19 protein-coding genes are annotated in these 21,123 nt (G+C 70.8%); 5 read left to right on the top strand and 14 right to left on the bottom strand.

What is annotated here, in order from left to right:
- Positions 1-62: 62 nt before the first annotated feature.
- Together ACZ7M3_RS18295 and ACZ7M3_RS18300 are read right to left on the bottom strand one after the other, a co-directional pair.
- The gene (locus ACZ7M3_RS18295; RefSeq protein ID WP_054231523.1) at positions 63-1,415 is read right to left on the bottom strand and encodes a class II 3-deoxy-7-phosphoheptulonate synthase; all 1,353 of its coding nucleotides are present in this window, start codon (positions 1,413-1,415) and stop codon (positions 63-65) included.
- A 145-nt stretch (positions 1,416-1,560) separates the two neighbouring features.
- Entirely contained in the window at positions 1,561-2,766 is a 1,206-nt protein-coding gene (locus ACZ7M3_RS18300) for a glycoside hydrolase domain-containing protein (RefSeq protein ID WP_472064423.1), read from the bottom strand.
- 124 nt (positions 2,767-2,890) lie between these two features.
- Between ACZ7M3_RS18300 and ACZ7M3_RS18305 the strand changes: the two genes are divergently transcribed.
- Together ACZ7M3_RS18305 and ACZ7M3_RS18310 are read left to right on the top strand one after the other, a co-directional pair.
- Positions 2,891-2,947: a trp operon leader peptide gene (locus ACZ7M3_RS18305; protein ID WP_071528813.1), complete on the top strand. Its 57-nt coding sequence runs from the start codon at positions 2,891-2,893 to the stop codon at positions 2,945-2,947.
- Between the two features lie 128 nt (positions 2,948-3,075).
- The gene (locus tag ACZ7M3_RS18310; protein ID WP_472064425.1) at positions 3,076-5,010 is read left to right on the top strand and encodes an anthranilate synthase family protein; all 1,935 of its coding nucleotides are present in this window, start codon (positions 3,076-3,078) and stop codon (positions 5,008-5,010) included.
- An 83-nt stretch (positions 5,011-5,093) separates the two neighbouring features.
- On the opposite strand, the gene ACZ7M3_RS18315 is transcribed toward ACZ7M3_RS18310, so the two are convergent.
- The 4 genes from ACZ7M3_RS18315 to ACZ7M3_RS18330 all read right to left on the bottom strand — a co-directional run bounded on the left by ACZ7M3_RS18315 (position 5,094) and on the right by ACZ7M3_RS18330 (position 9,019).
- Positions 5,094-6,122 carry a 6-phosphofructokinase gene (locus ACZ7M3_RS18315; protein ID WP_095855129.1) on the bottom strand — a complete coding sequence of 343 codons (1,029 nt, stop codon included), beginning with the start codon at positions 6,120-6,122 and terminating at the stop codon, positions 5,094-5,096.
- Between the two features lie 167 nt (positions 6,123-6,289).
- Positions 6,290-6,937 carry a response regulator gene (locus ACZ7M3_RS18320; protein ID WP_095858139.1) on the bottom strand — a complete coding sequence of 216 codons (648 nt, stop codon included), beginning with the start codon at positions 6,935-6,937 and terminating at the stop codon, positions 6,290-6,292.
- 41 nt (positions 6,938-6,978) lie between these two features.
- Entirely contained in the window at positions 6,979-8,214 is a 1,236-nt protein-coding gene (gene macS, locus ACZ7M3_RS18325) for a MacS family sensor histidine kinase (protein WP_472064427.1), read from the bottom strand.
- A 34-nt stretch (positions 8,215-8,248) separates the two neighbouring features.
- Positions 8,249-9,019, bottom strand: coding sequence for a lysophospholipid acyltransferase family protein (locus ACZ7M3_RS18330; protein WP_095858137.1), 771 nt, complete (start codon positions 9,017-9,019; stop codon positions 8,249-8,251).
- 176 nt (positions 9,020-9,195) lie between these two features.
- Here ACZ7M3_RS18330 and ACZ7M3_RS18335 point away from each other — a divergent pair, with 176 nt between their 5' ends.
- A complete protein-coding gene (locus ACZ7M3_RS18335; RefSeq protein ID WP_472064429.1) occupies positions 9,196-10,005 on the top strand; it encodes an alpha/beta hydrolase in 810 nt (269 codons plus the stop codon).
- Positions 9,998-10,684 carry a hypothetical protein gene (locus tag ACZ7M3_RS18340; RefSeq protein ID WP_351312855.1) on the top strand — a complete coding sequence of 229 codons (687 nt, stop codon included), beginning with the start codon at positions 9,998-10,000 and terminating at the stop codon, positions 10,682-10,684. The genes ACZ7M3_RS18335 and ACZ7M3_RS18340 overlap by 8 nt, the downstream gene beginning before the upstream one ends.
- A 9-nt stretch (positions 10,685-10,693) precedes the next feature.
- Here the strand turns inward: ACZ7M3_RS18340 and ACZ7M3_RS18345 are convergent, their stop codons facing one another.
- The 6 genes from ACZ7M3_RS18345 to ACZ7M3_RS18370 form a co-directional block, all read right to left on the bottom strand.
- Positions 10,694-11,446 (bottom strand): endonuclease/exonuclease/phosphatase family protein, encoded by a 753-nt coding sequence (locus tag ACZ7M3_RS18345; protein ID WP_472064431.1) that lies wholly within the window; start codon positions 11,444-11,446, stop codon positions 10,694-10,696.
- Positions 11,447-11,663: 217 nt separating this feature from the next.
- Positions 11,664-12,617 (bottom strand): ROK family glucokinase, encoded by a 954-nt coding sequence (locus tag ACZ7M3_RS18350; protein ID WP_472064433.1) that lies wholly within the window; start codon positions 12,615-12,617, stop codon positions 11,664-11,666.
- 54 nt (positions 12,618-12,671) lie between these two features.
- The gene (locus ACZ7M3_RS18355; RefSeq protein WP_351312850.1) at positions 12,672-13,139 is read right to left on the bottom strand and encodes a DUF5304 domain-containing protein; all 468 of its coding nucleotides are present in this window, start codon (positions 13,137-13,139) and stop codon (positions 12,672-12,674) included.
- A gap of 57 nt (positions 13,140-13,196) precedes the next feature.
- On the bottom strand, positions 13,197-14,366 hold the full coding sequence (locus tag ACZ7M3_RS18360; protein ID WP_472064436.1) for an ArsA family ATPase: 1,170 nt from the start codon (positions 14,364-14,366) through the stop codon (positions 13,197-13,199).
- Between the two features lie 229 nt (positions 14,367-14,595).
- A complete protein-coding gene (locus ACZ7M3_RS18365; protein ID WP_351312846.1) occupies positions 14,596-15,042 on the bottom strand; it encodes an SRPBCC family protein in 447 nt (148 codons plus the stop codon).
- A 107-nt stretch (positions 15,043-15,149) separates the two neighbouring features.
- Positions 15,150-15,947, bottom strand: a complete 798-nt coding sequence (locus ACZ7M3_RS18370) for a metallophosphoesterase family protein (RefSeq protein ID WP_472064438.1) — start codon at positions 15,945-15,947, stop codon at positions 15,150-15,152.
- A gap of 312 nt (positions 15,948-16,259) precedes the next feature.
- Here ACZ7M3_RS18370 and ACZ7M3_RS18375 point away from each other — a divergent pair, with 312 nt between their 5' ends.
- Positions 16,260-18,056, top strand: coding sequence for an AMP-dependent synthetase/ligase (locus ACZ7M3_RS18375; protein ID WP_472064440.1), 1,797 nt, complete (start codon positions 16,260-16,262; stop codon positions 18,054-18,056).
- Positions 18,057-18,075: 19 nt separating this feature from the next.
- On the opposite strand, the gene ACZ7M3_RS18380 is transcribed toward ACZ7M3_RS18375, so the two are convergent.
- Together ACZ7M3_RS18380 and ACZ7M3_RS18385 are read right to left on the bottom strand one after the other, a co-directional pair.
- Positions 18,076-19,713, bottom strand: coding sequence for a GMC oxidoreductase (locus ACZ7M3_RS18380; RefSeq protein WP_472064442.1), 1,638 nt, complete (start codon positions 19,711-19,713; stop codon positions 18,076-18,078).
- A gap of 136 nt (positions 19,714-19,849) precedes the next feature.
- On the bottom strand, positions 19,850-20,992 hold the full coding sequence (locus tag ACZ7M3_RS18385) for a glycosyltransferase family 4 protein (protein WP_472064444.1): 1,143 nt from the start codon (positions 20,990-20,992) through the stop codon (positions 19,850-19,852).
- Positions 20,993-21,123 lie beyond the last annotated feature (131 nt).

Genomic DNA, 21,123 nt, shown 5'->3' on the forward strand with positions numbered 1-21,123 from the left:
GAGGGGGCGCGGATCGTATGTGATCCGCGCCCCACTTCACTCAGGTGTAACAGGCGAACCCGTCACTGATCCCTGTACATCTCCGCGACCAGGAAGGCCAGGTCGAGGGACTGGCTGCGGTTCAGACGCGGGTCGCAGGCCGTCTCGTAGCGCTGGTGGAGGTCGTCGACGAAGATCTCGTCGCCGCCGCCCACGCACTCGGTGACGTCGTCACCGGTGAGCTCGACGTGGATGCCGCCCGGGTGCGTGCCCAGACCCTTGTGGACCTCGAAGAAGCCCTTGACCTCGTCGAGCACGTCGTCGAAGCGGCGGGTCTTGTGACCGGAGGCCGCCTCGAAGGTGTTGCCGTGCATCGGGTCGGTCACCCAGGCCACCACCGCGCCCGAGGCCGTGACCTTCTCGACCAGCTCGGGGAGCTTGTCGCGGACCTTGTCGGCGCCCATCCGCACGATGAAGGTCAGCCGGCCGGGCTCGCGGTCCGGGTCGAGGCGGTCGATGTACTGGAGCGCCTCCTCGGCCGTCGTCGTCGGCCCGAGCTTGATGCCGATCGGGTTGCGGATCCGCGAGGCGAACTCGATGTGCGCGCCGTCCAGCTGCCGGGTGCGCTCACCGATCCACACCATGTGGCCCGAGACGTCGTACAGCTGGCCCGTACGCGAGTCGACCCTGGTCAGCGCCGCCTCGTAGTCGAGGAGCAGCGCCTCGTGGGAGGCGTAGAACTCGACGGTCTTGAACTCCTCCGGGTCGGTCCCGCAGGCCCGCATGAAGTTCATCGCGTTGTCGATCTCCCGCGCCAGCTGCTCGTAGCGCTGCCCGGACGGGGAGGACTTCACGAAGTCCTGGTTCCAGGCGTGCACCTGGCGCAGGTCGGCGTAGCCGCCGGTGGTGAAGGCGCGCACCAGGTTGAGCGTGGAGGCGGAGGCGTTGTACATCCTCTTCAGACGCTCGGGGTCCGGGATGCGGGCCTTCTCGTCGAAGTCGAAGCCGTTGACCGAGTCACCGCGGTACGTCGGCAGGGTCACGCCGTCGCGGGTCTCGGTTCCCTTGGAGCGCGGCTTGGAGTACTGGCCGGCGATGCGGCCGACCTTCACGACCGGCACCGAGGCGGCGTACGTGAGCACGGCGCCCATCTGAAGCAGGGTCTTGAGCTTGTTGCGGATGTGGTCGGCCGACACCGCGTCGAAGGCCTCGGCGCAGTCGCCACCCTGGAGAAGGAACGCCTCTCCCTTGGCGACGGACGCCATCCGGGCGCGCAGCTGGTCGCACTCGCCCGCGAAGACGAGCGGCGGATACGACTCGAGGTCCGCGATCACATCGCGCAGAGCCTCGGCATCGGGGTACTCGGGCTGCTGCGCCGCGGGCAGGTCTCGCCAGGTGTTGCCAGCGCTTGCGCTGGGCTTAGCGTTCACGGTCACCCTGACAACATTACGGGGTCGTGTCGGGCGTCCATCCCCATGCCCATCAATTGAGACGAACCGCGCTCGATCGGGACGCGCTCCGGGCGGCCGCACGGCAGGTCCCCGCGGCCGCCCGGAGGGGGCGGGAAGGTGACGACAGGGCCTAGTCCACGTCGAGCCGGTCGCGGTCGATGGAGATCGTCACGCCGCCGTGCGTCTCGGTCGTGTCGCCCAGGTACTGGTGGATGCGCTGGTGGTCGGCCCACAGGTTCGCGGGGATCGTCGAGTCGGTGGTCGTCGACTTGCCGTTCCAGCGGGCGAAGTGGAGCACGTCGGGCAGGGTGACGCGGCTCTTGTTGGCGACCAGGTCGGTGACCAGGGACGAGGTGTTGCCGTAGACGCCGGAGCGGTAGCCCAGTGCGTGCAGTCGTTTGGTGTAGGCGTCGAGGTACGACAGCACCCGGCTGGTGACGGTGGAGCCGGGGGTGTAGTTCTCCAGGTCGTCGTAGATCACCGCGCCCTTGGGGAAGCCCAGCGTGGCGGCCTGCTCGACGGCGTCGTCGGCGGCCTCGGTGCCCTGCGGCACGGGGTCGGTGATCGCCTCGCAGCCGCCTTTGCAGCTGCCCCCGTCGGAGGTGGGCTGGCGGCCGACGTACAGCGGGAAGAACCGCCAGCCGTTCGCGTACTGCGTCCGCAGCCAGCCGGCGGTGAGTCTGCTCTGGGCGCAGGCACGGTTGACCCCGCCGATGTAGACGCCGATGGCCCCGTAGTCGGAGTCGTCCCGCCAGGCGTCCATCGCCGTCTGGCCCGGCGCGGTGCAGGCGTCGAAGCCCTCGCCGCGGAAGGACGTCGCGTCGGCGGGCAGCGGCGCCGCGGCGGGCGCCCCCGCGGTCGGCCCGGTCCCCTCGGCTGCGACGGACAGACCGGCGCCGCGCAGGATGTCCTGGATCCTCGTACGGTCCGCCTCGTACGCGGCGGTCACCGCGATCCGGTCGGCGGTGACCCGGATCATGCGGGCCGTGCGGTTCTCGGTGGCGGTGCGGCCCTTGACCGCGGACGGCTGGACCAGGAACGCCTCGGTACGTCCCCTCGCCCCCGCCGGACACCGTTGCTGGTCGCCGGGCGTGCCGACGTACACGGCGTGCCGGTCGAAGCGGACACAGACGTCCGGATGTTTCTCCAGGTCCACGATCGGCCAGGAGGCGGGGACGGTGAACTCGTGGCCGCGGTAGGTGACCTTGACGGTGTCGTCGGTCCCGGCGGCGCGTGCGGTGCCGAGCGGGCCGGCGGCGAGGGCCGCGGCGGCGGCGCACAAGGTGAGCGTTCGGACGCCGCCTCGGCGGGGCCGGGGTGAACGGGCTGCGTACATGGTTCTCTCCTCGGTCGGGCTTCCTGGGCCATGCCATCCATGGCCGGTGACCGAGCGGTAGGAACGCAGGGCGCGGACGGTTCACGCTGTTGCCCGCCCCCTGACGTCGGGTAAGGTGCGGCGCATGTTCGCGCACTCGACCCAGAACTGGTGGTGGACCGCTCATCCGGCGGCCCACTGACTGCGCGTACGCAAGACTTCGCGAAGGCCGCCCGAGGGGCGGCCTTCGGTGTTTGCGGACACGGGCCGTTCCTCTCCGAGTTTTCGGGAATCCGAGAATCCGAGAATCCGAGAGAAGGAACAGGACCGATGCACCTGCTCGACCTGCTGGACGATCCCCGTCCGTTCGCCCTGCTGCGGCGCCGCACCCCCGGTCACGATCACGACACCGTCGAGCTGCTGCTCGGACCGGTCAGCACCTGCGACCGCCTCGCCGACCTCCCGGACGAGGGACTCGCGCTCGTTCCCTTCCGTCAGATCAGGGAGCGCGGCTTCGACGTCCGCGACGACGGCACGCCGCTCGCGGTACTGACCCCCGAGGAGACGCACGTCCTGCCGCTGGAGCGGGCGCTGGCGGAGCTGCCGACGCACGAGGTGCGTGTCACGGGCGGGGGCTTCGACGTCGCCGACGAGGAGTACGCGGGGATCGTCGGGCGCGTGCTGGAGGAGGAGATCGGGCGCGGCGAGGGCGCGAACTTCGTGATCCGGCGTACGTACGAGGGCGCGATCGCGGGGTTCGGGCGGGCCGACGCGCTGGCCCTGTTCCGGCGGCTGCTGGTCGGTGAGCGGGGCGCGTACTGGACGTTCGTCGTGCACACCGGAAATGAGCAAGGGCCCGAAGGGCCTTCCTTGGAAGGGCGGGGGCGGGAGACGGGTGGGCGCACGCTCGTGGGCGCGAGCCCCGAGGTGCACGTGCGGATGTCGGGCGGGACCGTCGTGATGAACCCGATCAGCGGCACGTACCGCTATCCGGCCGAGGGGCCCTGCGCGGACGACCTGCTCGGCTTCCTCGCCGACGGCAAGGAGATCGAGGAGCTCTCGATGGTCGTCGACGAGGAGCTCAAGATGATGTGCACGGTCGGTGACAGGGGCGGCGTGGTGATCGGTCCGCGGCTCAAGGAGATGGCCCACCTCGCGCACACCGAGTACGAGCTGCGGGGCCGGTCCTCGCTGGATGTGCGCGAGGTCCTGAAGGAGACCATGTTCGCGGCGACCGTCACGGGGTCGCCGGTGCAGAACGCGTGCCGGGTGATCGAGCGGCACGAGGTCGGCGGGCGGGGCTACTACGCGGGTGCGCTGGCCCTCATCGGCCGCGACGCGGGCGGTGCCCAGACCCTCGACTCGCCCATCCTCATCCGGACCGCCGACATCGACGCGGACGGGCGGCTGCGGGTGCCGGTCGGCGCCACCCTCGTCCGGGGATCGGATCCGGCGGGCGAGGTCGCCGAGACGCACGCGAAGGCCGCGGGGGTGCTGGCGGCTCTGGGAGTCGTGGAGGCCGGGGCCCGCGTGGAAGGTGTACGGCCGAGGCTGGCCGACGATCCGCGGGTGCGGGCGGCGCTGGACGGGCGGCGGGCCTCGCTCGCGCCGTTCTGGCTGCGGATGCAGGAGCAGGCGCGTGAGCTGGAGGGCCATGCGCTGGTCGTGGACGCCGAGGACACCTTCACGGCGATGCTCGCGCATGTGCTGCGGTCCTCGGGGCTCGAGGTGACCGTGCGGCGCTACGACGAGCCGGGGCTGCGGGAGGCGGTGCGGGCGCACGAGGGGCCGTTGGTCCTGGGCCCCGGCCCGGGCGACCCCCTGGACCTGGACGATCCCAAGATGCGGTTCCTGCGGGAGCTCACCGCCGAGGTGATCGGGGGGCACGGGCACGGCGTGCTCGGCGTCTGTCTCGGGCACGAGTTGATCGCGACGGAGCTGGGCCTGGAGATCGTACGCAAGGAGGTCCCGTACCAGGGCGCGCAGACGGAGATCGATCTCTTCGGGCGGGCCGAGACCGTCGGTTTCTACAACAGCTTCGTGGCGCACTGCGACGAGGAGACGGCGGCCGAGCTGTCGGCCCACGGCATCGAGGTCAGCCGCACCGAGGGCGGTGAGGTGCACGCGCTGCGCGGGCCCGGGTTCGCGGGTGTGCAGTTCCACCCGGAGTCGGTGCTGACGCTGAACGGGACGGCCGTCGTGCGGGAGCTGGTCGGTCGGCTGCGGGGCGCCGGCACGCTGTCGGAGCGGCGGCCCTGCGGGTAGTCGTGGCAGCCGTGGTCGAGGACGCCGGCCGCACGGGTGTCGGGAGGCCCGTGCGGCCGACGGGATCGCGGGGAGGGAAAACGTCAGCCGAAGAAGACCCCGACCTCCTCGTACAGCTTCGGGTCGACCGTCTTCAGCTTGGCCGTGGCATCCGCGATCGGGACCCGGACGATGTCCGTGCCGCGCAGGGCGACCATCTTGCCGAAGTCGCCGTCACGGACGGCCTCGATGGCGTGCAGTCCGAAGCGGGTGGCGAGCCAGCGGTCGAAGGCACTGGGGGTGCCGCCGCGCTGGATGTGCCCGAGGACCGTGGTGCGGGCCTCCTTGCCGGTGCGCTTCTCGATCTCCTTGGCCAGCCACTCACCGACCCCGGAGAGGCGTACATGGCCGAAGGAGTCGAGGGACTCGTCCTTCAGGACCATCTGGCCGTCCTTGGGCATCGCGCCCTCGGCGACGACCACGATCGGCGCGTACGAGGCCTTGAACCGCGAGGTCACATAGGCGCACACCTGGTCGACGTCGAAGCGCTGTTCGGGGATGAGGATGACGTTGGCGCCGCCGGCCAGGCCCGAGTGGATGGCGATCCAGCCCGCGTGACGGCCCATCACCTCGCAGACGAGGACGCGCATGTGCGACTCGGCGGTGGTGTGCAGGCGGTCGATCGCCTCGGTGGCGATGCCGACGGCGGTGTCGAAGCCGAAGGTGTAGTCGGTGGCGGACAGGTCGTTGTCGATGGTCTTCGGTACGCCGACGACGGGCACGCCGTACTCGTCGGTGAGACGCGCGGCGACGCCGAGCGTGTCCTCGCCGCCGATCGCGATGAGCGCCTCGACGTCCTGCTTGGCGAGGTTCTCCTTGATGCGGCGGATGCCGTTCTCCTGCTTGAGCGGGTTCGTCCGCGAGGAGCCGAGGATGGTGCCACCGCGCGGCAGGATGCCGCGCACGGCGGGGATGTCCAGCCGGACGGTGTCGTTCTCGAGAGGTCCGCGCCAGCCGTCCCGGAAGCCGACGAAGTCGTATCCGTACTCCTGCACGCCCTTGCGGACGATGCCCCGGATGACGGCGTTGAGTCCGGGGCAGTCGCCGCCTCCGGTCAGTACTCCGACCCGCATGGAAAAGTCCCTTCGCCGCGATTGCCTGAGGGGACTCACGCTAATAGTGATCCAGGTCACTTCGGCATGGGGCGGAAGGGCAATTCCGGTGAATTGTGCGGTTGTTGATCACTCGCCTTCACTCGATGGTGGGTCAACCAGGGTTTACGCCGCCCACTCGTCGGGGTCTACGCCTCGTCGAGACCGCGCTCTATGGCATAGCGCACCAGCTCGACCCGGTTGTGGAGTTGGAGCTTGCCCAGGGTGTTCTGCACATGGTTCTGCACCGTGCGGTGGGAGATGACCAGGCGCTCGGCGATCTGCTTGTAGCTCAGGCCCTTGGCGACCAGGCGCAGCACCTCGGTCTCGCGGTCGGTGAGCTGCGGGGCCTTGGGCTCGTCGGCGCCCGCGGCGGGGACGGGCTCGGAGGCCAGCCGGCGGTACTCGCCGAGGACCAGGCCCGCGAGGCCTGGCGTGAACACCGGGTCGCCGACAGCCGTACGGCGCACCGCGTCGATCAGCTCCTCCGTGGACGCCGACTTCAGCAGATAGCCGGTGGCGCCGGACTTCACCGCCTCCAGGACGTCCGCGTGCTCGCCGCTGGCCGACAGGACGAGGACGCGCAGCGCCGGGTTGCTGCCGACCAGTTCCTTGCAGACCTGGACGCCGGGCTTGGCGGGCAGGTTCAGGTCGAGCACCAGGACGTCGGGCGCGGCGGCCCGGGCACGGCGCACCGCCTGCTCGCCGTCGCCCGCGGTGGCGACCACGGCGAAACCGGACGCGTCCAGGTCGCGGGCGACCGCGTCGCGCCACATGGGGTGGTCGTCCACCACCATGACCTTGATCGGGCCCTGCCCCACCACGTCGGTGACCTCCGTCATCGCTGCTCCGCCTTCCCCCGTGAAACCCTGGAAACCTTCGGTACCTTCAGCTCGACCTCCGTGCCCTGGCCTGGCACCGAGATCAGTTCGGCCGCGCCGCCGAGGTCGCGCAGCCGGCCCCGGATCGACAGGGCCACACCGAGCCGTCCCTCCCCCTCGGCCTGTGCGAGCCGCCCCGCCGGGATGCCCGGGCCCTCGTCGCGTACGGTCACGATCACCTCGTCCGGCTCGTCCTCGACGAGGATCCAGGCCCGGGCGTCCTCGCCGACGTGCTGACGGACATTGTCCAGGGCCGCACCGACAGCGGCGGCCAACTCCCGGGCGGCGGCCGGGGGGAGAGCAACCGGGGCGCCCGGTTCGGAGAAGGTCACGCGCGCGCTCGCGTACGGGGCGAGCAGTGCGCGCAGGTCGACAGGGCCCCGGGAGTCCTGGTCGTCGTCCGGTTCCTCGACGGCCCGTACGACCGCGCCGAGCGCGGCGTCCTCGGACACCCGCGAGACGGGCACCAGGCCGCCCGAGACCAGGGTGCGCAGCGCGACCTCCTGCTCGCCGGCCATCCGGCCCAGCTCCGCGGCCTCGCCGCCGAGCGCGGAGGCCCGTCGCTGCACCATGGCGAGGACCTGCAGGACGCCGTCGTGGATGTCACGGGCGAGGCGCTCGCGCTCGCGGGTCGCGGCCTCGATCTCCAGTGCGCGGGCGAGGGTGAGCTCGGAGGCGCGGGCGACCTCGACGACGTATCCGATGGCGATGGAGGCGACCCAGACGAGGATCACGTTGTGGACCGTGTCGCGGGTGGGGGCGCCGCGCTCGACGAGGTTGGCGGCCGCAACCAGCGTCGAGGCGAAGGCCGCCCAGCGCCAGCCGCCCTTGATGGCGAAGGCCAGGACGGAGCCCGCGGTCCATATCGACGGGAGTGTGGGGGCGCCGGTCACCACGCGGTAGTGGGCGTCCGCGACGGGCGTGAGCATGATGCCGGTGAGCGCGATGGTCAGGTCGACGGCGAGGAAGCGCTTGGTGCAGCTCGCCGCGTTCGCCACTCTGGGCAGGGTGGCGAGCGTCCAGACGAACAGGACCGCGTAGTACCCGATGGCCACCCAGGGGTGGGCGAACTTGCGGAACGCGGTGGCGAAGAGCCCGATCGCGTACAGCATCGTCAGCACGCGGTAGGCGGTGAGCGCACGCCACAGCGGCTGCTCGACCGACATCCTCATGACTCTCTCGCGCTTGGCCATGTCCCCCACCCCCACCGTCCCCCGACGCAAGCGTCTAGGTGCCGGCTCGTCCTTCCTCGGTTTCGGCTTCGGCCGCCTTCGCGGCTTCCTTCAGCGCCTGTTCGGCTTCCTTGAGCGCCTGTTTCTCGGCCTTCGCGGCGTCCGCGATCTGCCGCTTGGCGGCCGTCGCGTAGATGTCGACGTACTCCTGGCCGGAGAGCTTCATGATCTCGTACATGACCTCGTCGGTCACCGCGCGCAGCACGAAGCGGTCGTGCTCCATGCCGTTGTAGCGGCTGAAGTCGAGCGGCTTGCCGATGCGGATGCCCGGGCGCATCAGCTTGGGCATCACCTTGCCCGGCGGCTGGATCTTCTCGGTGTCGATCATGGCGACCGGGATGACCGGGGCGCCGGTGGCGAGCGCCACGCGCGCGAGGCCGCCCGGCTTGCCGCGGTACAGCCGCCCGTCGGGCGAGCGCGTGCCCTCCGGGTAGATGCCGAACAGCTCACCGCGCTCGATGACGTCGATGCCGCTCTTGACGGCCGCCTCGCCCGCGCCGCGCGCGCCGGAGCGGTCCACCGGGAGCTGGCCGACGCCCTTGAAGAAGGCGGCGGTCATCCGGCCCTTGACGCCGGGCGTCGTGAAGTACTCGGCCTTCGCGATGAAGGTCACCTTGCGGTCGAGGACCGCGGGCAGGAAGAACGAGTCCGAGAACGACAGATGATTGCTTGCCAGGATGGCGGGGCCCTCGGCGGGAATGTTCTCGAGGCCTTCCACCCAGGGCCTGAAGGCAAGCTTCAGCGGCCCTCCGATGGAAAACTTCATGGCGCCGTAGATCAACCGAATGCCTCCTGTGTCGTCGGTCAGACCTTATCCCGGAGCACTGTCAAAGGCTCCGACGACCCTGGTCGGTGTCAGTGCCGTCGCGTACGGTGAAGTACGCCTCGCATTCCGCCCGTCTTCCGCCCGTCTTCCGCCCGTCTGATGAACAGGAGACCGAAGTGCCGGTCCTTCCTGGAGCCGAGCCGTTCCGCCACGAGGGCGGAGAGGTCGGTGTCCTTCTCTGTCACGGCTTCACCGGTTCCCCGCAGTCGCTGCGCCCCTGGGCGAAGTATCTCGCCGAGCGCGGTCTGACCGTCGCGCTGCCCCTGCTGCCCGGGCACGGCACGCGCTGGGAGGACATGCAGCTCACGGGCTGGCAGGACTGGTACGCGGAGGTGGACCGCGAGCTGCGTGCGCTGCGGGAGCGCTGCGCCCAGGTGTTCGTCTTCGGCCTGTCCATGGGGGCCGCGCTGACCCTGCGGCTCGCCGCGAAGCACGGGGACGAGGTGAGCGGCATCGTCGTCGTCAATCCGGCGAACAAGGTGCACGGGGCGGCGGCCCACGCCCTCCCGGTGCTCCGCCACCTCGTCCGGACGGTGAGCGGCATCACCAGCGACATCGCCAAGGAGGGCGTCTCGGAGGTGGGCTACGACCGGGTGCCCCTGCACGCCGCCCACTCCATGCGGAACTTCTACCGGATCGTCGACGGTGAACTGCCCCAGGTCACCCAGCCGATGCTGCTGCTGCACAGCCCTCAGGACCATGTGGTGCCGCCCGTCGACTCGGCCCGGATCCTGAGCCGGGTGTCGTCCACCGACGTGACGGAGATCCTGCTGGAACAGAGCTACCACGTGGCGACGTTGGACCATGACGCGGACCGGATCTTCGAGGAGAGCTACGCGTTCATCGCCCGGCTCGCGCCCAGTGTCGGCAAGCGGTCCGACACGGGTCAGGTGGGTCAGCAGGAAGGGACGGCCACTGGTGGCTGAGCACGACGCGGAGCGCGGCGAGCCCGACGAGAAGGGCGTACCCGTCGGCGAGCCTCTCGGTGACGAGCAGGGGGTGCCGTTCGACGAGGACGCCGCGTGGCAGGCGATCGTGGCGGGGTACGGCGAGGAACCGCCGGATCCGCCCGGCGCGAAGCCGTTCAAGTCGATCGAGGACCTGGCGCTCCTCGACCCGGTGACGAACGACGCCCCGGGCGGCGGGGACGCACCCGAGAGGCCCGAGAAGGGCAAGAAGAACGGGACCGGCGGGACCGTCGGGACGAGCGAGAAGGACGGGGCCGGCGACGAGGCCGGGGAGGCGCCCGCTGCGGCGAAGCCCCTCGGCGGCTCCGTCTCCTTCGCGCCCGGCGTCGGCGGTCCGCGCGACTACCAGGCGCCCGAGCCCTCCGAGGACGACTTCGACGGGGACGACGAGGGCCACTTCGTCCCCCCGGAGCCGCCCCCGCTGCCCACCGCGGACACCACGGCCAAGTTCGCCTGGCTCGCCGTCGTCGGTGGCCCGATCGTGCTCCTGCTGACCATCCTGCTCGGCTGGGACATGACGTGGTGGCTCGCCACGGTCGGCATCGGCGGCTTCCTGGGCGGCTTCGCCACCCTCGTGGCGCGCATGAAGCCCGATGACGAGGACGAGGACGATCCCGGGCGGGGCGCGGTGGTCTGACGCGGCCGGTTACGCGGCGGGCACTCTGAGGGCGGCCAGCACGGGCAGATGGTCCGTGGCCGCCCTCAGGTCTGCCTCCGTGACCCCGGGGTGGCCGTACGGGACCCCGCAGCCGAGGACCTCGATGCCGCCGGTGGCGAAGATCGCGTCGATGCGCTGGTGGGGGTCGGTGGGCGTCGAGGTGTACTCCGTGCCCCAGGGTGCGGTGGCCCAGCAGTCCTGGAGGTCGGCGGCGAGGCGGGTGAAGGTGGGACCGTCGGGGCGTTCGTTCAGGTCGCCGCCGGCGAGGGCGTGCGGGGTGCCGAGGGCGGCGAGGCGGTCGAGGAGCAGGCCGCTCTGCGTGTACCGCTCGTCCTTCTGGAGCGAGAGGTGGCAGCTCACCACGCCGAGCCGGGCGGCGCCGAAGCGGACGACGGCGGTGGCGAGGCCGCGGCGGTGCAGGCCGGGGGTGAGGGGCAGCAGGACGTCCTCGGTGCGTTCGACGGTGGCCCGCATCGAGCAGAGGAGCGCGGGGCCCGCGGCGGTCGCGCCGCCGGACAGGATCGTCTGGCCGGACGCGGCCGCGAGCCGGGCCAGCTTCTTGCGCCAGCGGAAGAAGCGGGGGGCTTCCTGGACGAGGACCAGGTCGGGGGCGCAGGCGTGGATGACGTGGGCGAGGGCGGTGGTGTCGTCGCGCATCGAGCGGATGTTGTAGCTGAGGACGCGGATGACGGCGGAGCCGTCGGATTCGGTGTGGGAGCGGGGCAGCGGGGTCGTCGCCATGTGGATCAACATACGTGGATGCGCCGCTGGGCGGAGACGGAACGCTGCGGGTGGTTTTCGTCGGCTGCGAGCCGGTGGGGGCTGGTCGCGCCCACGCGGCGGAGCCGCAAGATGTCACAGCCCCGCGCCCCTGCCGAAAGGAGCGCGGTACGACCTCGCCCGCCGTACCCCTGAAGGGCGCGGCGGGCGAGGTGTGTGTACTGCGTGATCAAGTCGGTTACATGATCGGGTCGGGCTCCCTGGCCAGGTCCGCCGCGCCCACCAGGCCCGCCTCGTTGCCGAGCTGGGCGGCGATCACCTCGGCCACCGGGCGCCAGTTGCCGCCGACGAGCCAGCGCTTGTACGACTTACGGATGGGGTCGAGGACCAGCTCGCCCTCGTCCGAGAGGCCGCCGCCGACGATGAAGGCGGAGGGGTCGAAGAGCGAGGCCAGGTCGGCGAGGCCGGCGCCGGCCCAGCGGGCCAGCTCGCGGTAGGAGTCCACCGCCACCGGGTCGCCCTGGCGTGCGGCCACCGAGATGTGCTTGCCCTCGATGCCGTCGGGGGTGCCGTTGCCCAGCGCGAGCAGGATCTCCGCGTTCTCGGGGGTGGCGTTGGCCCGCTGCTTGGCGTAGCGGACGAGGGCGCGCCCGGAGGCGTACTGCTCCCAGCAGCCCTGCGAGCCGCAGCCGCACAGCAGACCGTCCGGCACCATGCGGATGTGGCCGAACTCGGCCGCCACGCCGAAGTGCCCGCGGCGCAGCTTGTTGCCGATGATGATGCCGCCGCCCAGGCCCGTGCCCAGGGTGATGCAGATGACGTTCCGGTGGCCCTTGCCCGCGCCGAACTTGTACTCGCCCCACGCCGCCGCGTTCGCGTCGTTCTCGACGACGACGGGCAGCCCCACGCGCGCCTCGACCTCGGTCTTGAGCGGCTCCTGCCGCCAGTCGATGTTGGGCGCGAAGTACACGGTCGAGCGCTGGCGGTTCACGTATCCGGCGGCACCGATGCCCACGCCGACGATGTCGTGACCTGCGCGCGCGCCCTCCACCGCGGCGGCGATGGCGTCCACGATGGCCTGCGGCGTGGTGGGGGTCGGCACCTTGTGCGTCGAGAGGATGTTGCCTTCCTCGTCGACCACACCGGCCGCGATCTTCGTGCCGCCGATATCGACGCCGATGGTGAGTCCCATGAATCCCTCAGTTTCGGTCGAGCCCCGCTACGGCCAACCGTACCCGAGCAGCCTTTAGTCCAAGTCAATCCGCTCCCCCGGACCGGTCCCCTCGTCGCGGGGGCCACGCTCCCGGGTGGTCCAGCGTCGTTCCTGTGCCTCGACGGCCGAGCGGTAGGCGGCGAGCAGCTCGCTGCCCGCGGCCGCGAGGTGATCGAAGACATCGGGGTTGCGCTCTATGACCGGTTCGACGGCGGCCTTGGCCTGCTGGACGACCTGGTTGACCATCTGCTGGGCGGTGCCGGAGGCGACCACGCCGAACAGCGGCGAGTTCAGTCCGGACAGCTTGTCGGCGACCGTGTCGACCAGCTTGCGCAGTTCCTCTGCGGCCGAGCCGGGCGGCGGACCGTACTGGGCGCGCCGGCGGGCCTTCTCCGCCGCGAGGTCCTCGGCGCACGCCTTCGCCCATGCGTCGGCGTCGCTCGCGCGCGCTTCGTCGTTCGCCTCCTGAGCGGCGTCGGACGTGGGGCGCTCTTCGCTCATGGCGGACTCCTGCCTATGGTTCTTCCTTTCGACGGTACCCGAACGGGGGTACGCCGTTCACCGTGTCCGGGGCCACAGGTCCGGGTCCGGCGCGAAACGCACCCTGAGTTCCCCCTCGCGCAGGGCGGCGCCGGCCACGGTGCAGCGGCGCAGCGCGGACGGCAGCGGCACGATCCTGCGGAACTGGCCCACGGTGACGACGAGTTCGTCGCCCCGGCGGATCAGGTCCAGTTCCTCGCGTATCGCGCCGGGCAGCGGGATGTGCCATACGAGGACGCCGTCGTCGGCGCGGTGGTCGAGAACGGGCCACTCGACCGGGGTCGGCGCCCGGTTGACGCCGGGCACGGGGAGCGCGCCGAGGTCGTCGGTGCCGCGCGGGTCGCGGCCGAGGTGCGGGACCTCGTGGACGGTGTACGTCTCCTGCCACTCGTCCAGCGCCTTGCGCTGTTGGGCGGCGAGGGCGCCCAGCCAGGCGTCCGCGCTGGCGGCGGGCAGTACCCGGCTCGCGACCAGCGCGTCGACGCGCAGCCCGTGCAGGGCGAGAGCGGTGGTGGCGGCGTGCACGGCGTCGGTGCCGGCCGGACCCGGCTCGGCGACCAGCCGTACGGTCGTGGCGCGGTCCTCGACGACCGCCGCGACGGCGGCCAGCTCGATGTCCCAGCGTGCCGCCGTCTCGTACAGCCACTCGGCGGGCATCGGGACGCCCGCGAGGCGGCCGAGGACGGGGCGCAGGGCGCGGGCCGCCTGACGCTCCGGCGGGAGCAGTCGGCGCAGATAGCGGCGCAGCTCCTCCGGGAGGGCGAGGAGGGCGAGTGCCTGTGGGGTCGGCGGGAGGTCCACGACCAGTAGGTCGTACGTCTGCGAGGTCGCCGCGTCGCGCAGGGCGCGCAGCAGGGCGAGTTCCTCGGCGCCGGGCAGGGGGGTGAGTTCCTCGGCGTCCAGGCGGGCGGCGCCGAGCAGGTCCAGGGCGGTGGTCGCGCGGTCCTGGAAGGCGGTGAGGTCCTCACGGAAGCGGGCGTTGGCGTCGGGGCGCCAGGTCGTGAGGTGGGGCGCGGTGTCGGTGGGTTCCGCGCCGGTGGGTACGCCGAGGACGGCGCCGAGGGTGTCGGTGCGGTCGGCGGTGAGCAGGAGGGTGCGGGTGCCCTCGCGGGCGGCCTTCAGCGCGGTGGCGGCCGCGACCGTCGTACGGCCCGTGCCGCCCTGGCCTGTGATCAGGATGGTGCGCATTGCATGAACGCTACCTGCGTCGAGCGCCCCCGCCGCCCCTGCCCTCCCCCAAGCTCTCGGCTTCGCTCGAGCAGGGGGGACCCCCCATCCTCAACCTGGGGGCTCCGCCCCCAGACCCCCGGGCAGGTGTGTCACCTGCGGGTGAGTGGGGGCTGGTCGCGCAGTTCCCCGCGCCCCTGAGGGGCGGGGGGAAGGGTTGTAGGCCCCCGTCGCGGCCCGCGGAGCGGGATCAGCCCGCCTCGCCCGACTCCACGCGCTTCTTCAGACCTGCCAGCGCCCGGTCGATGATGACCTTCTCGGCCTTGCGCTTGATCATGCCCAGCATGGGGATCTTGACGTCGACCGTGAGCCGGTAGGTGACCTCGGTGGCGCCGGCGCCCGCGGGCTTGAGGATGTACGAGCCGTCCAGGGAGCGGAGCATCTGGGACTTGACCAGGGTCCAGGAGACCTCGTGGTCGCCGGTCCAGGTGTATCCCAGGGTCTGGTCGTCCTTGATCGCACCGGCGTCCATGACGAGGCGTACCTGCTCGGCGCGGCCCTGCCCGTCCGTGGCGAGTACCTCCGCCTCCTTCACCTCTCCCGTCCAGTCCGGGTAGCGGGCGAAGTCGGCGATGACCCCCATGACATCAGCCGGTGCCGCCTCGATCGTGATGCTCGAGCTGGTGTGTTCCGCCATCGCGGTGGCTCCTCCAGATGCGGTCCGGTGAGGGAGGGTGGTACGCACGTGTGTGCAGCGTGAAGGCTACCGCGCGCCCGCCGAACCATCGCCACCCCACCTGGTGTTCACCACTCCATGACCCACGGGCGGCCCGACGACGCGAAGTGGCCGACGTTCACGCACTCGGTCGTCCCGATCCGCATCCGGCGCGCGAGCGGCTGGTGGACATGGCCGAAGAGGGAGTAACGGGGACGGCTGCGACGGATCGCGTCGAGGAGGGCACGGGAGCCGCGCTCGAAGCGGCGCGCCACCGTGTCGTAGACCAGCTCCGGTACGTCCGGCGGGATGTGCGTGCACAGCACGTCGACCTCGCCGACCGCCTCGATCTTCGCCGCGTACTCCTCGTCGTCGATCTCGTAGGGCGTCCGCATGGGGCTGCGCAGCCCCCCGCCGACGAAGCCGAAGACCCGGCCGCCGATCTCCACCCGCTCACCGTCGAGGACCGTCGTGCCGGGTCCGGCGTACTCCGCCCACAACGGGGGCATGTCGACATTGCCGTAGGTGGCGTACGTCGGTGTCGGGAACGCGGCGAACAGCTCGGCGTACTGCTTGCGGACCGCCTTCTCGATGGCCACGGAATGATCCATTCCGATCTCGTCCCACAGCCGCCGCCCGAACTCCCGCGCCTCGGCGAAGCGGCGGGCGGTGCGCAGCTCGACGATCCGGTCGGCGTTCTCGGTGCCGAAGAGGTCGGGGAAGATGCCGCGCGCGTGGTCGGCGTAGTCGAGGAAGAGCACCAGGTCACCGAGGCACACCAGGGCGTCCGCGCCGTCGCCGGCCCGGGCCAGGTCGCGCGCGTTGCCGTGCACGTCACTGACCACATGAATGCGCGTTCTGCGGTTACCGCCTGGTGTGGGTGCCATGACGATCAAGCGTAGGCGTGTGGGGCAAACGTGAATAGAGGCGGTCGGACCTGCGGTTACTGGCACGGCAAGAAGAGCGTGGACTACTGTGCGCGAAGGAACGCCATCCGGTGCGACGCGCCAACCTGTGTGACGCAGGGAACATCTCGGTAAGCCCCCTATCGAAAAAGCCGTACCGGTGGGTAACGTCCGGGCAGTCCAGTCGTACTCAGGATTTCAACAATGATGTTCCTGGGTACCTGCCCGAGCCTTGGACCGCTCCGTCGCATCACACACCGTCGTGGCGTCGGCGCCCTATGAGGAGCAGCAGTCTTGCGCGAGTTCAGCCTTCCGGCTTTGTACGAGGTCCCTGCGGACGGAAATCTGACCGACATCGTCCGCAGAAACGCCGCGCAGCATCCCGACGTCGCCGTCATCGCCCGCAAGGTGGGCGGCACGTGGACGGACGTCACCGCCACCACCTTCCTCGCCGAGGTGCGGTCCGCGGCCAAGGGCCTGATCGCCTCCGGCGTACAGCCCGGCGACCGGGTCGCCCTGATGTCCCGTACCCGCTACGAGTGGACACTGCTCGACTTCGCGATCTGGAGCGCGGGCGCGATCACCGTGCCGGTGTACGAGACCAGCTCGGCCGAGCAGGTGCAGTGGATACTCGGCGACTCGGGCGCGAGCGCCTGCATCGTCGAGCTGGACACGCACGCGGCCTCCGTGGAGTCGGTGCGCGACCGGCTGCCCGCCCTCAAGCACGTCTGGCAGATCGAGGCCGGCGGGGTGGAGGAACTGGGGCGCGCGGGCCAGGACGTCAGCGACGCCACCGTCGAGGAGCGCAGCTCGCTCGCCAAGGCGGACGACCCGGCGACCATCGTCTACACGAGCGGTACGACCGGCCGCCCCAAGGGCTGTGTCCTCACCCACCGCGCCTTCTTCGCGGAGTGCGGCAACATCGTGGAGCGGCTGCGCCCCCTGTTCCGTACGGGCGAGTGTTCCGTCCTCCTCTTCCTGCCGCTCGCGCACGTCTTCGGCCGGCTGGTGCAGGTCGCGCCGATGATGGCGCCGATCAAGCTGGGCTGCGTCCCGGACATCAAGCACCTCACCGACGAGCTGGCCGCGTTCCGGCCGACGCTGATCCTCGGTGTGCCGCGTGTCTTCGAGAAGGTCTACAACTCGGCGCGCGCCAAGGCGCAGGCGGACGGCAAGGGCAAGATCTTCGACAAGGCGGCGGACACGGCGATCGCCTACAGCCGCGCCCTGGACACCCCCTCCGGCCCGTCGCTCGGCCTGAAGATCAAGTACAAGACGTTCGACAAGCTCGTCTACAGCAAGCTGCGCGCGGTGCTGGGCGGTCGCGGGGAGTACGCGATCTCCGGCGGCGCCCCGCTCGGCGAGCGTCTGGGCCACTTCTTCCGCGGCATCGGCTTCACGGTCCTGGAGGGCTACGGCCTCACGGAGTCCTGCGCGGCCACCGCATTCAACCCCTGGGACCGTACGAAGATCGGTACGGTCGGCCAGCCGCTGCCCGGCTCCGTGATCCGGATCGCCGACGACGGCGAGGTGCTGCTGCACGGCGAGCACCTGTTCAAGGAGTACTGGAACAACGAGGCCGCGACCGCCGAGGCGCTCGCGGACGGCTGGTTCCACACGGGTGACATCGGCACCCTCGACGAGGACGGCTACCTCCGTATCACCGGCCGCAAGAAGGAGATCCTCGTCACCGCGGGCGGCAAGAACGTCGCCCCGGCCGTGATCGAGGACCGCATCCGCGCGCACGCGCTGGTCGCGGAGTGCATGGTGGTCGGCGACGGGCGCCCGTTCATCGGCGCGCTGGTCACCGTCGACGAGGAGTTCCTGGGCCGCTGGGCCGAGGAGCACGGCAAGCCGGCGGGTTCCACCGCGGCGTCGCTGCGCGAGGACCCGGATCTGATCGCTGCGATCCAGGACGCGGTCGACGACGGCAACGCCGCGGTGTCGAAGGCGGAATCGGTGCGGAAGTTCCGCATTCTGTCCTCCCAGTTCTCGGAGGAGTCGGGCCACCTCACGCCGTCCCTGAAGCTCAAGCGCAACGTGGTGGCGAAGGACTACGCGGACGAGATCGAGGCCATCTACCGGGGCTGACGGCCCGATCGAGCGGTTCTCATGGCGCGGTGTCCTCGGCGAGGATCCGCGCCATTCCGCGTTCCGCGAGCGCGGTGATCGTGACGAACGGGTTCACCCCGATCGAGCCCGGCACGAGCGAGCCGTCGGTGACGTACAGGTGCGGGTACCCCTTGACCCGGCCGTAGTTGTCCGTGGCCTTGCCCAGCACGCAGCCGCCCAGCGGGTGGTAGCAGAAGTCGTCGGCGAAGGTCTTGTTGTTGCCGAAGAGGTCGTAGCGGTAGATCGTCGCGTTGGCCGAGTTGATCCGGTCGAAGAGCTTCTTGGCCATGCTCACGGAGACCGCGCTCTGGGCGGCGGTCCAGCCGAGCTTGGCGGAGTCCGTCGCCGCGTCGTACGTGAAGGACGCGCGCTGCGGGTTCTTGGTGATCGCGAGGTAGAGACTGATCCAGGTCTCCAACCCGGTGGGTATCGGGGCGATTTCGGCGAAGACGGGGTTGGCGGTGTTGGCCCAGTCGTCGATGCCCATGACCGGCATCGTCGACTGGTTCGCCCCGACCGTGTCCCAGATGTGGTTGGCGCGGCCCGTCATCACGTTGCCGTTCGTGCCCCAGCCGGTGCCGACGCTCGCGTCCAGGGCCGGCAGCGTGCCCGTCTCCCGGGCCCGGACGAGGAGTTCGGTGGTGCCCAGGCTGCCGCCGCCCAGGAAGAGGTACGTGCAGCTGTACTGCTTGGTCTCCACGACCGCGCCGGTGGTGTCGATCCGGTCGGCGGTCAGGGTGTACGTGCCGTCCGTGGCCCTGCTGATCGCCCGGACCTTCTCCAGGGTGTGGATGGTGACGTTGCCGGTGCCGAGCGCGGCCGCGAGGTAGGTCTTGTCGAGGCTTTTCTTGCCGTAGTTGTTGCCGTAGATGACCTCGGCGGCGAGCGCGGACTTGGTGGCGGTGCCGGCCGCCTCGCGCTGCATGTAGGCGAAGTCGTAGACGTTCGGGACGAAGGTCGTCTTCAGGCCGGCGTTGGCGGCGGCCTTACGGGAGGTGCGGGTGAACTGGTACCACTCCGTGGACTCGAACCAGGTGGGGTCGACCGTGTTGACGCCGAGCATGGTGCGGGCGCGCGGGAAGTAGGTGTTGTACATCTCGGTGGCGTCGACCGTGGGGAACTGCTCGGAGAAGTAGGACTGGAGGGGCGTGACGGCCATTCCGCCGTTGACCAGCGAGCCGCCGCCGACGCCTCGGCCGACGTAGACCGACATGTTGTCGTAGTGGACCCGGTCCAGGACTCCCGGGTAGAGGCCGATGTCCTTGTTGACGACGTCCAGCCACAGGAAGGTGGCGAGCGGGGCCTCGGTGCGGGTGCGGAACCACATCGAGCGCTCGTCGGGGGCGGCGGTGGAACAGAAGACCTTGCCGTCGGAGCCGGCGGTGTTCCAGAGCTTGCCCATCTCTATGACGAGGGTGCGGATGCCGGCCTGGCCGAGGCGGAGGGCGGCCACGGCGGCGCCGTAGCCCGATCCGATGACGATGGCGGGCGCGGTGTCGACTGCGGCGGGCTCCGCCGCGTGGGCGGACTGGAGGCCCACACGGGTGAGGCCGGCGGCGGCGGCCGTCTGGAGGGCGACCATGCCCAGGATCTGGCGTCTCGTCAGGTGACGGTTTGTCAGCTGACGGTTACTCATCTGATGATGAGTCAGTTTTTCTGTCATGTGCGCAGCATCGGCGGATTATTTGCTTCCGCCTAGGCTTTTTGCCGGGATTTCAGAGGGCGTCGCGGTGAGTGGGGAGAGCGCGGGGTGTTTGTGACCGGACGCGCACCTAGAGCAACTCCTTCAGGCTCTCCGCCAGCAGGTCCCAGCGCCATTTCTGCTCCACCCACTCCCGTCCCCGTTCGCCCATGTGGCGGCGGAGTTCGGGGTCGGCGAGGAGGGTGATGATGCGGTCGGCGGAGTCGTCCGGGCAGTCACCTCGGACGACCCAGCCCGTTTCGCCGTCGAGGACCGCGTCGGGGGCGCCCCCCGAGTCGCCCGCGACGACCGGCAGGCCCGTCGCGGAGGCCTCCAGGTAGACGATGCCCAGGCCCTCGACGTCGAGGCCGCCCCGTCGGGTGCGGCAGGGCATCGCGAAGACGTCGCCCGCGCCGTAGTGGGCCGGCAGCTCCGACCAGGGAACCGCGCCGGTGAAGCGGACCGCGGCGGCGACCCCGGTGTCGTACGCCAGCTTGCGCAGGTCCTGCTCGTACGGCCCGCCGCCGACGATCAGCAGCACCGCCTCCGGCTCCTTGGCGAGGATGCGGGGCATGGCGAGGATCAGCGTGTCCTGGCCCTTGCGCGGGACCAGCCGGGAGACACAGACCACCACCGGGCGGTCGGTGAGGCCGAGGCGGGCGCGGACCGCGTCGCCGCCCGAGCCGGGGTGGAAGGTCTTCTCGTCGACCCCCGGAGGCAGCTGGACCATGCGGGAGGCGGCCTCGGGCGTCAGCGCGGACGCGATGCGCGAGCGCGTGTACTCGCCGAGGTAGGTGATCGTGTCCGTGGACTCGCCGATACGGCGCAGCAGCTGCCGTGCGGCGGGCAGCTGGGCCCAGCCCGCCTCGTGACCGTGCGTGGTGGCCACCAGGCGCTCGGCGCCCGCCCTGCGCAGCGCGGGCGCCATCAGGCCGAGCGGGGCCGCCGCCCCGAACCACACCGACGCACAGCCGTGCTCGCGCAGCAGCCCGACGGCGCGCCGGGTGGCGCCCGGCGTGGGCAGCAGCATCGTCGTACGGTCCCGGACGACGGTGAAGGGCTGCTCGGCGTCGAAGGCGGCCGTCGCCTCGACGCCCTCCCGGCTCCGCTTCCACGTGGATGCGTAGACTACGAGCCTCTCGGGGTCCAGTCGTAGCGCCATGTTGTGCAGGAACGCCTGGATGCCGCCGGGGCGGGGCGGGAAGTCGTTGGTCACGATCAGGGTCTTGTGCATCGCGTTCGACACTACCGAAACCTTCGAATCCCCACGCGAGCGGTCCACAGCGGCGAAGCTGTATTCCACCGGTGGTCACAGCTCCGTACGGCCGCACTTCACGGGCCTCGCACAGCCCCGCACGTCATCAT

The sequence above is a fragment of the Streptomyces sp. NPDC111656 genome (assembly GCF_055656965.1).

Coding starts and splice junctions, on each gene's coding strand:
- ACZ7M3_RS18300 (WP_472064423.1), bottom strand. CDS start 2,766: ATGTACGCAGCCCGTTCACCCCGGCCCCGCCGAGGCGGCGTCCGAACG.
- ACZ7M3_RS18310 (WP_472064425.1), top strand. CDS start 3,076: ATGCACCTGCTCGACCTGCTGGACGATCCCCGTCCGTTCGCCCTGCTG.
- ACZ7M3_RS18315 (WP_095855129.1), bottom strand. CDS start 6,122: ATGCGGGTCGGAGTACTGACCGGAGGCGGCGACTGCCCCGGACTCAAC.
- ACZ7M3_RS18320 (WP_095858139.1), bottom strand. CDS start 6,937: ATGGTGGTGGACGACCACCCCATGTGGCGCGACGCGGTCGCCCGCGAC.
- macS (WP_472064427.1), bottom strand. CDS start 8,214: ATGGCCAAGCGCGAGAGAGTCATGAGGATGTCGGTCGAGCAGCCGCTG.
- ACZ7M3_RS18330 (WP_095858137.1), bottom strand. CDS start 9,019: ATGAAGTTTTCCATCGGAGGGCCGCTGAAGCTTGCCTTCAGGCCCTGG.
- ACZ7M3_RS18345 (WP_472064431.1), bottom strand. CDS start 11,446: ATGGCGACGACCCCGCTGCCCCGCTCCCACACCGAATCCGACGGCTCC.
- ACZ7M3_RS18350 (WP_472064433.1), bottom strand. CDS start 12,617: ATGGGACTCACCATCGGCGTCGATATCGGCGGCACGAAGATCGCGGCC.
- ACZ7M3_RS18355 (WP_351312850.1), bottom strand. CDS start 13,139: ATGAGCGAAGAGCGCCCCACGTCCGACGCCGCTCAGGAGGCGAACGAC.
- ACZ7M3_RS18360 (WP_472064436.1), bottom strand. CDS start 14,366: ATGCGCACCATCCTGATCACAGGCCAGGGCGGCACGGGCCGTACGACG.
- ACZ7M3_RS18365 (WP_351312846.1), bottom strand. CDS start 15,042: ATGGCGGAACACACCAGCTCGAGCATCACGATCGAGGCGGCACCGGCT.
- ACZ7M3_RS18370 (WP_472064438.1), bottom strand. CDS start 15,947: ATGGCACCCACACCAGGCGGTAACCGCAGAACGCGCATTCATGTGGTC.
- ACZ7M3_RS18380 (WP_472064442.1), bottom strand. CDS start 19,713: ATGAGTAACCGTCAGCTGACAAACCGTCACCTGACGAGACGCCAGATC.
- ACZ7M3_RS18385 (WP_472064444.1), bottom strand. CDS start 20,992: ATGCACAAGACCCTGATCGTGACCAACGACTTCCCGCCCCGCCCCGGC.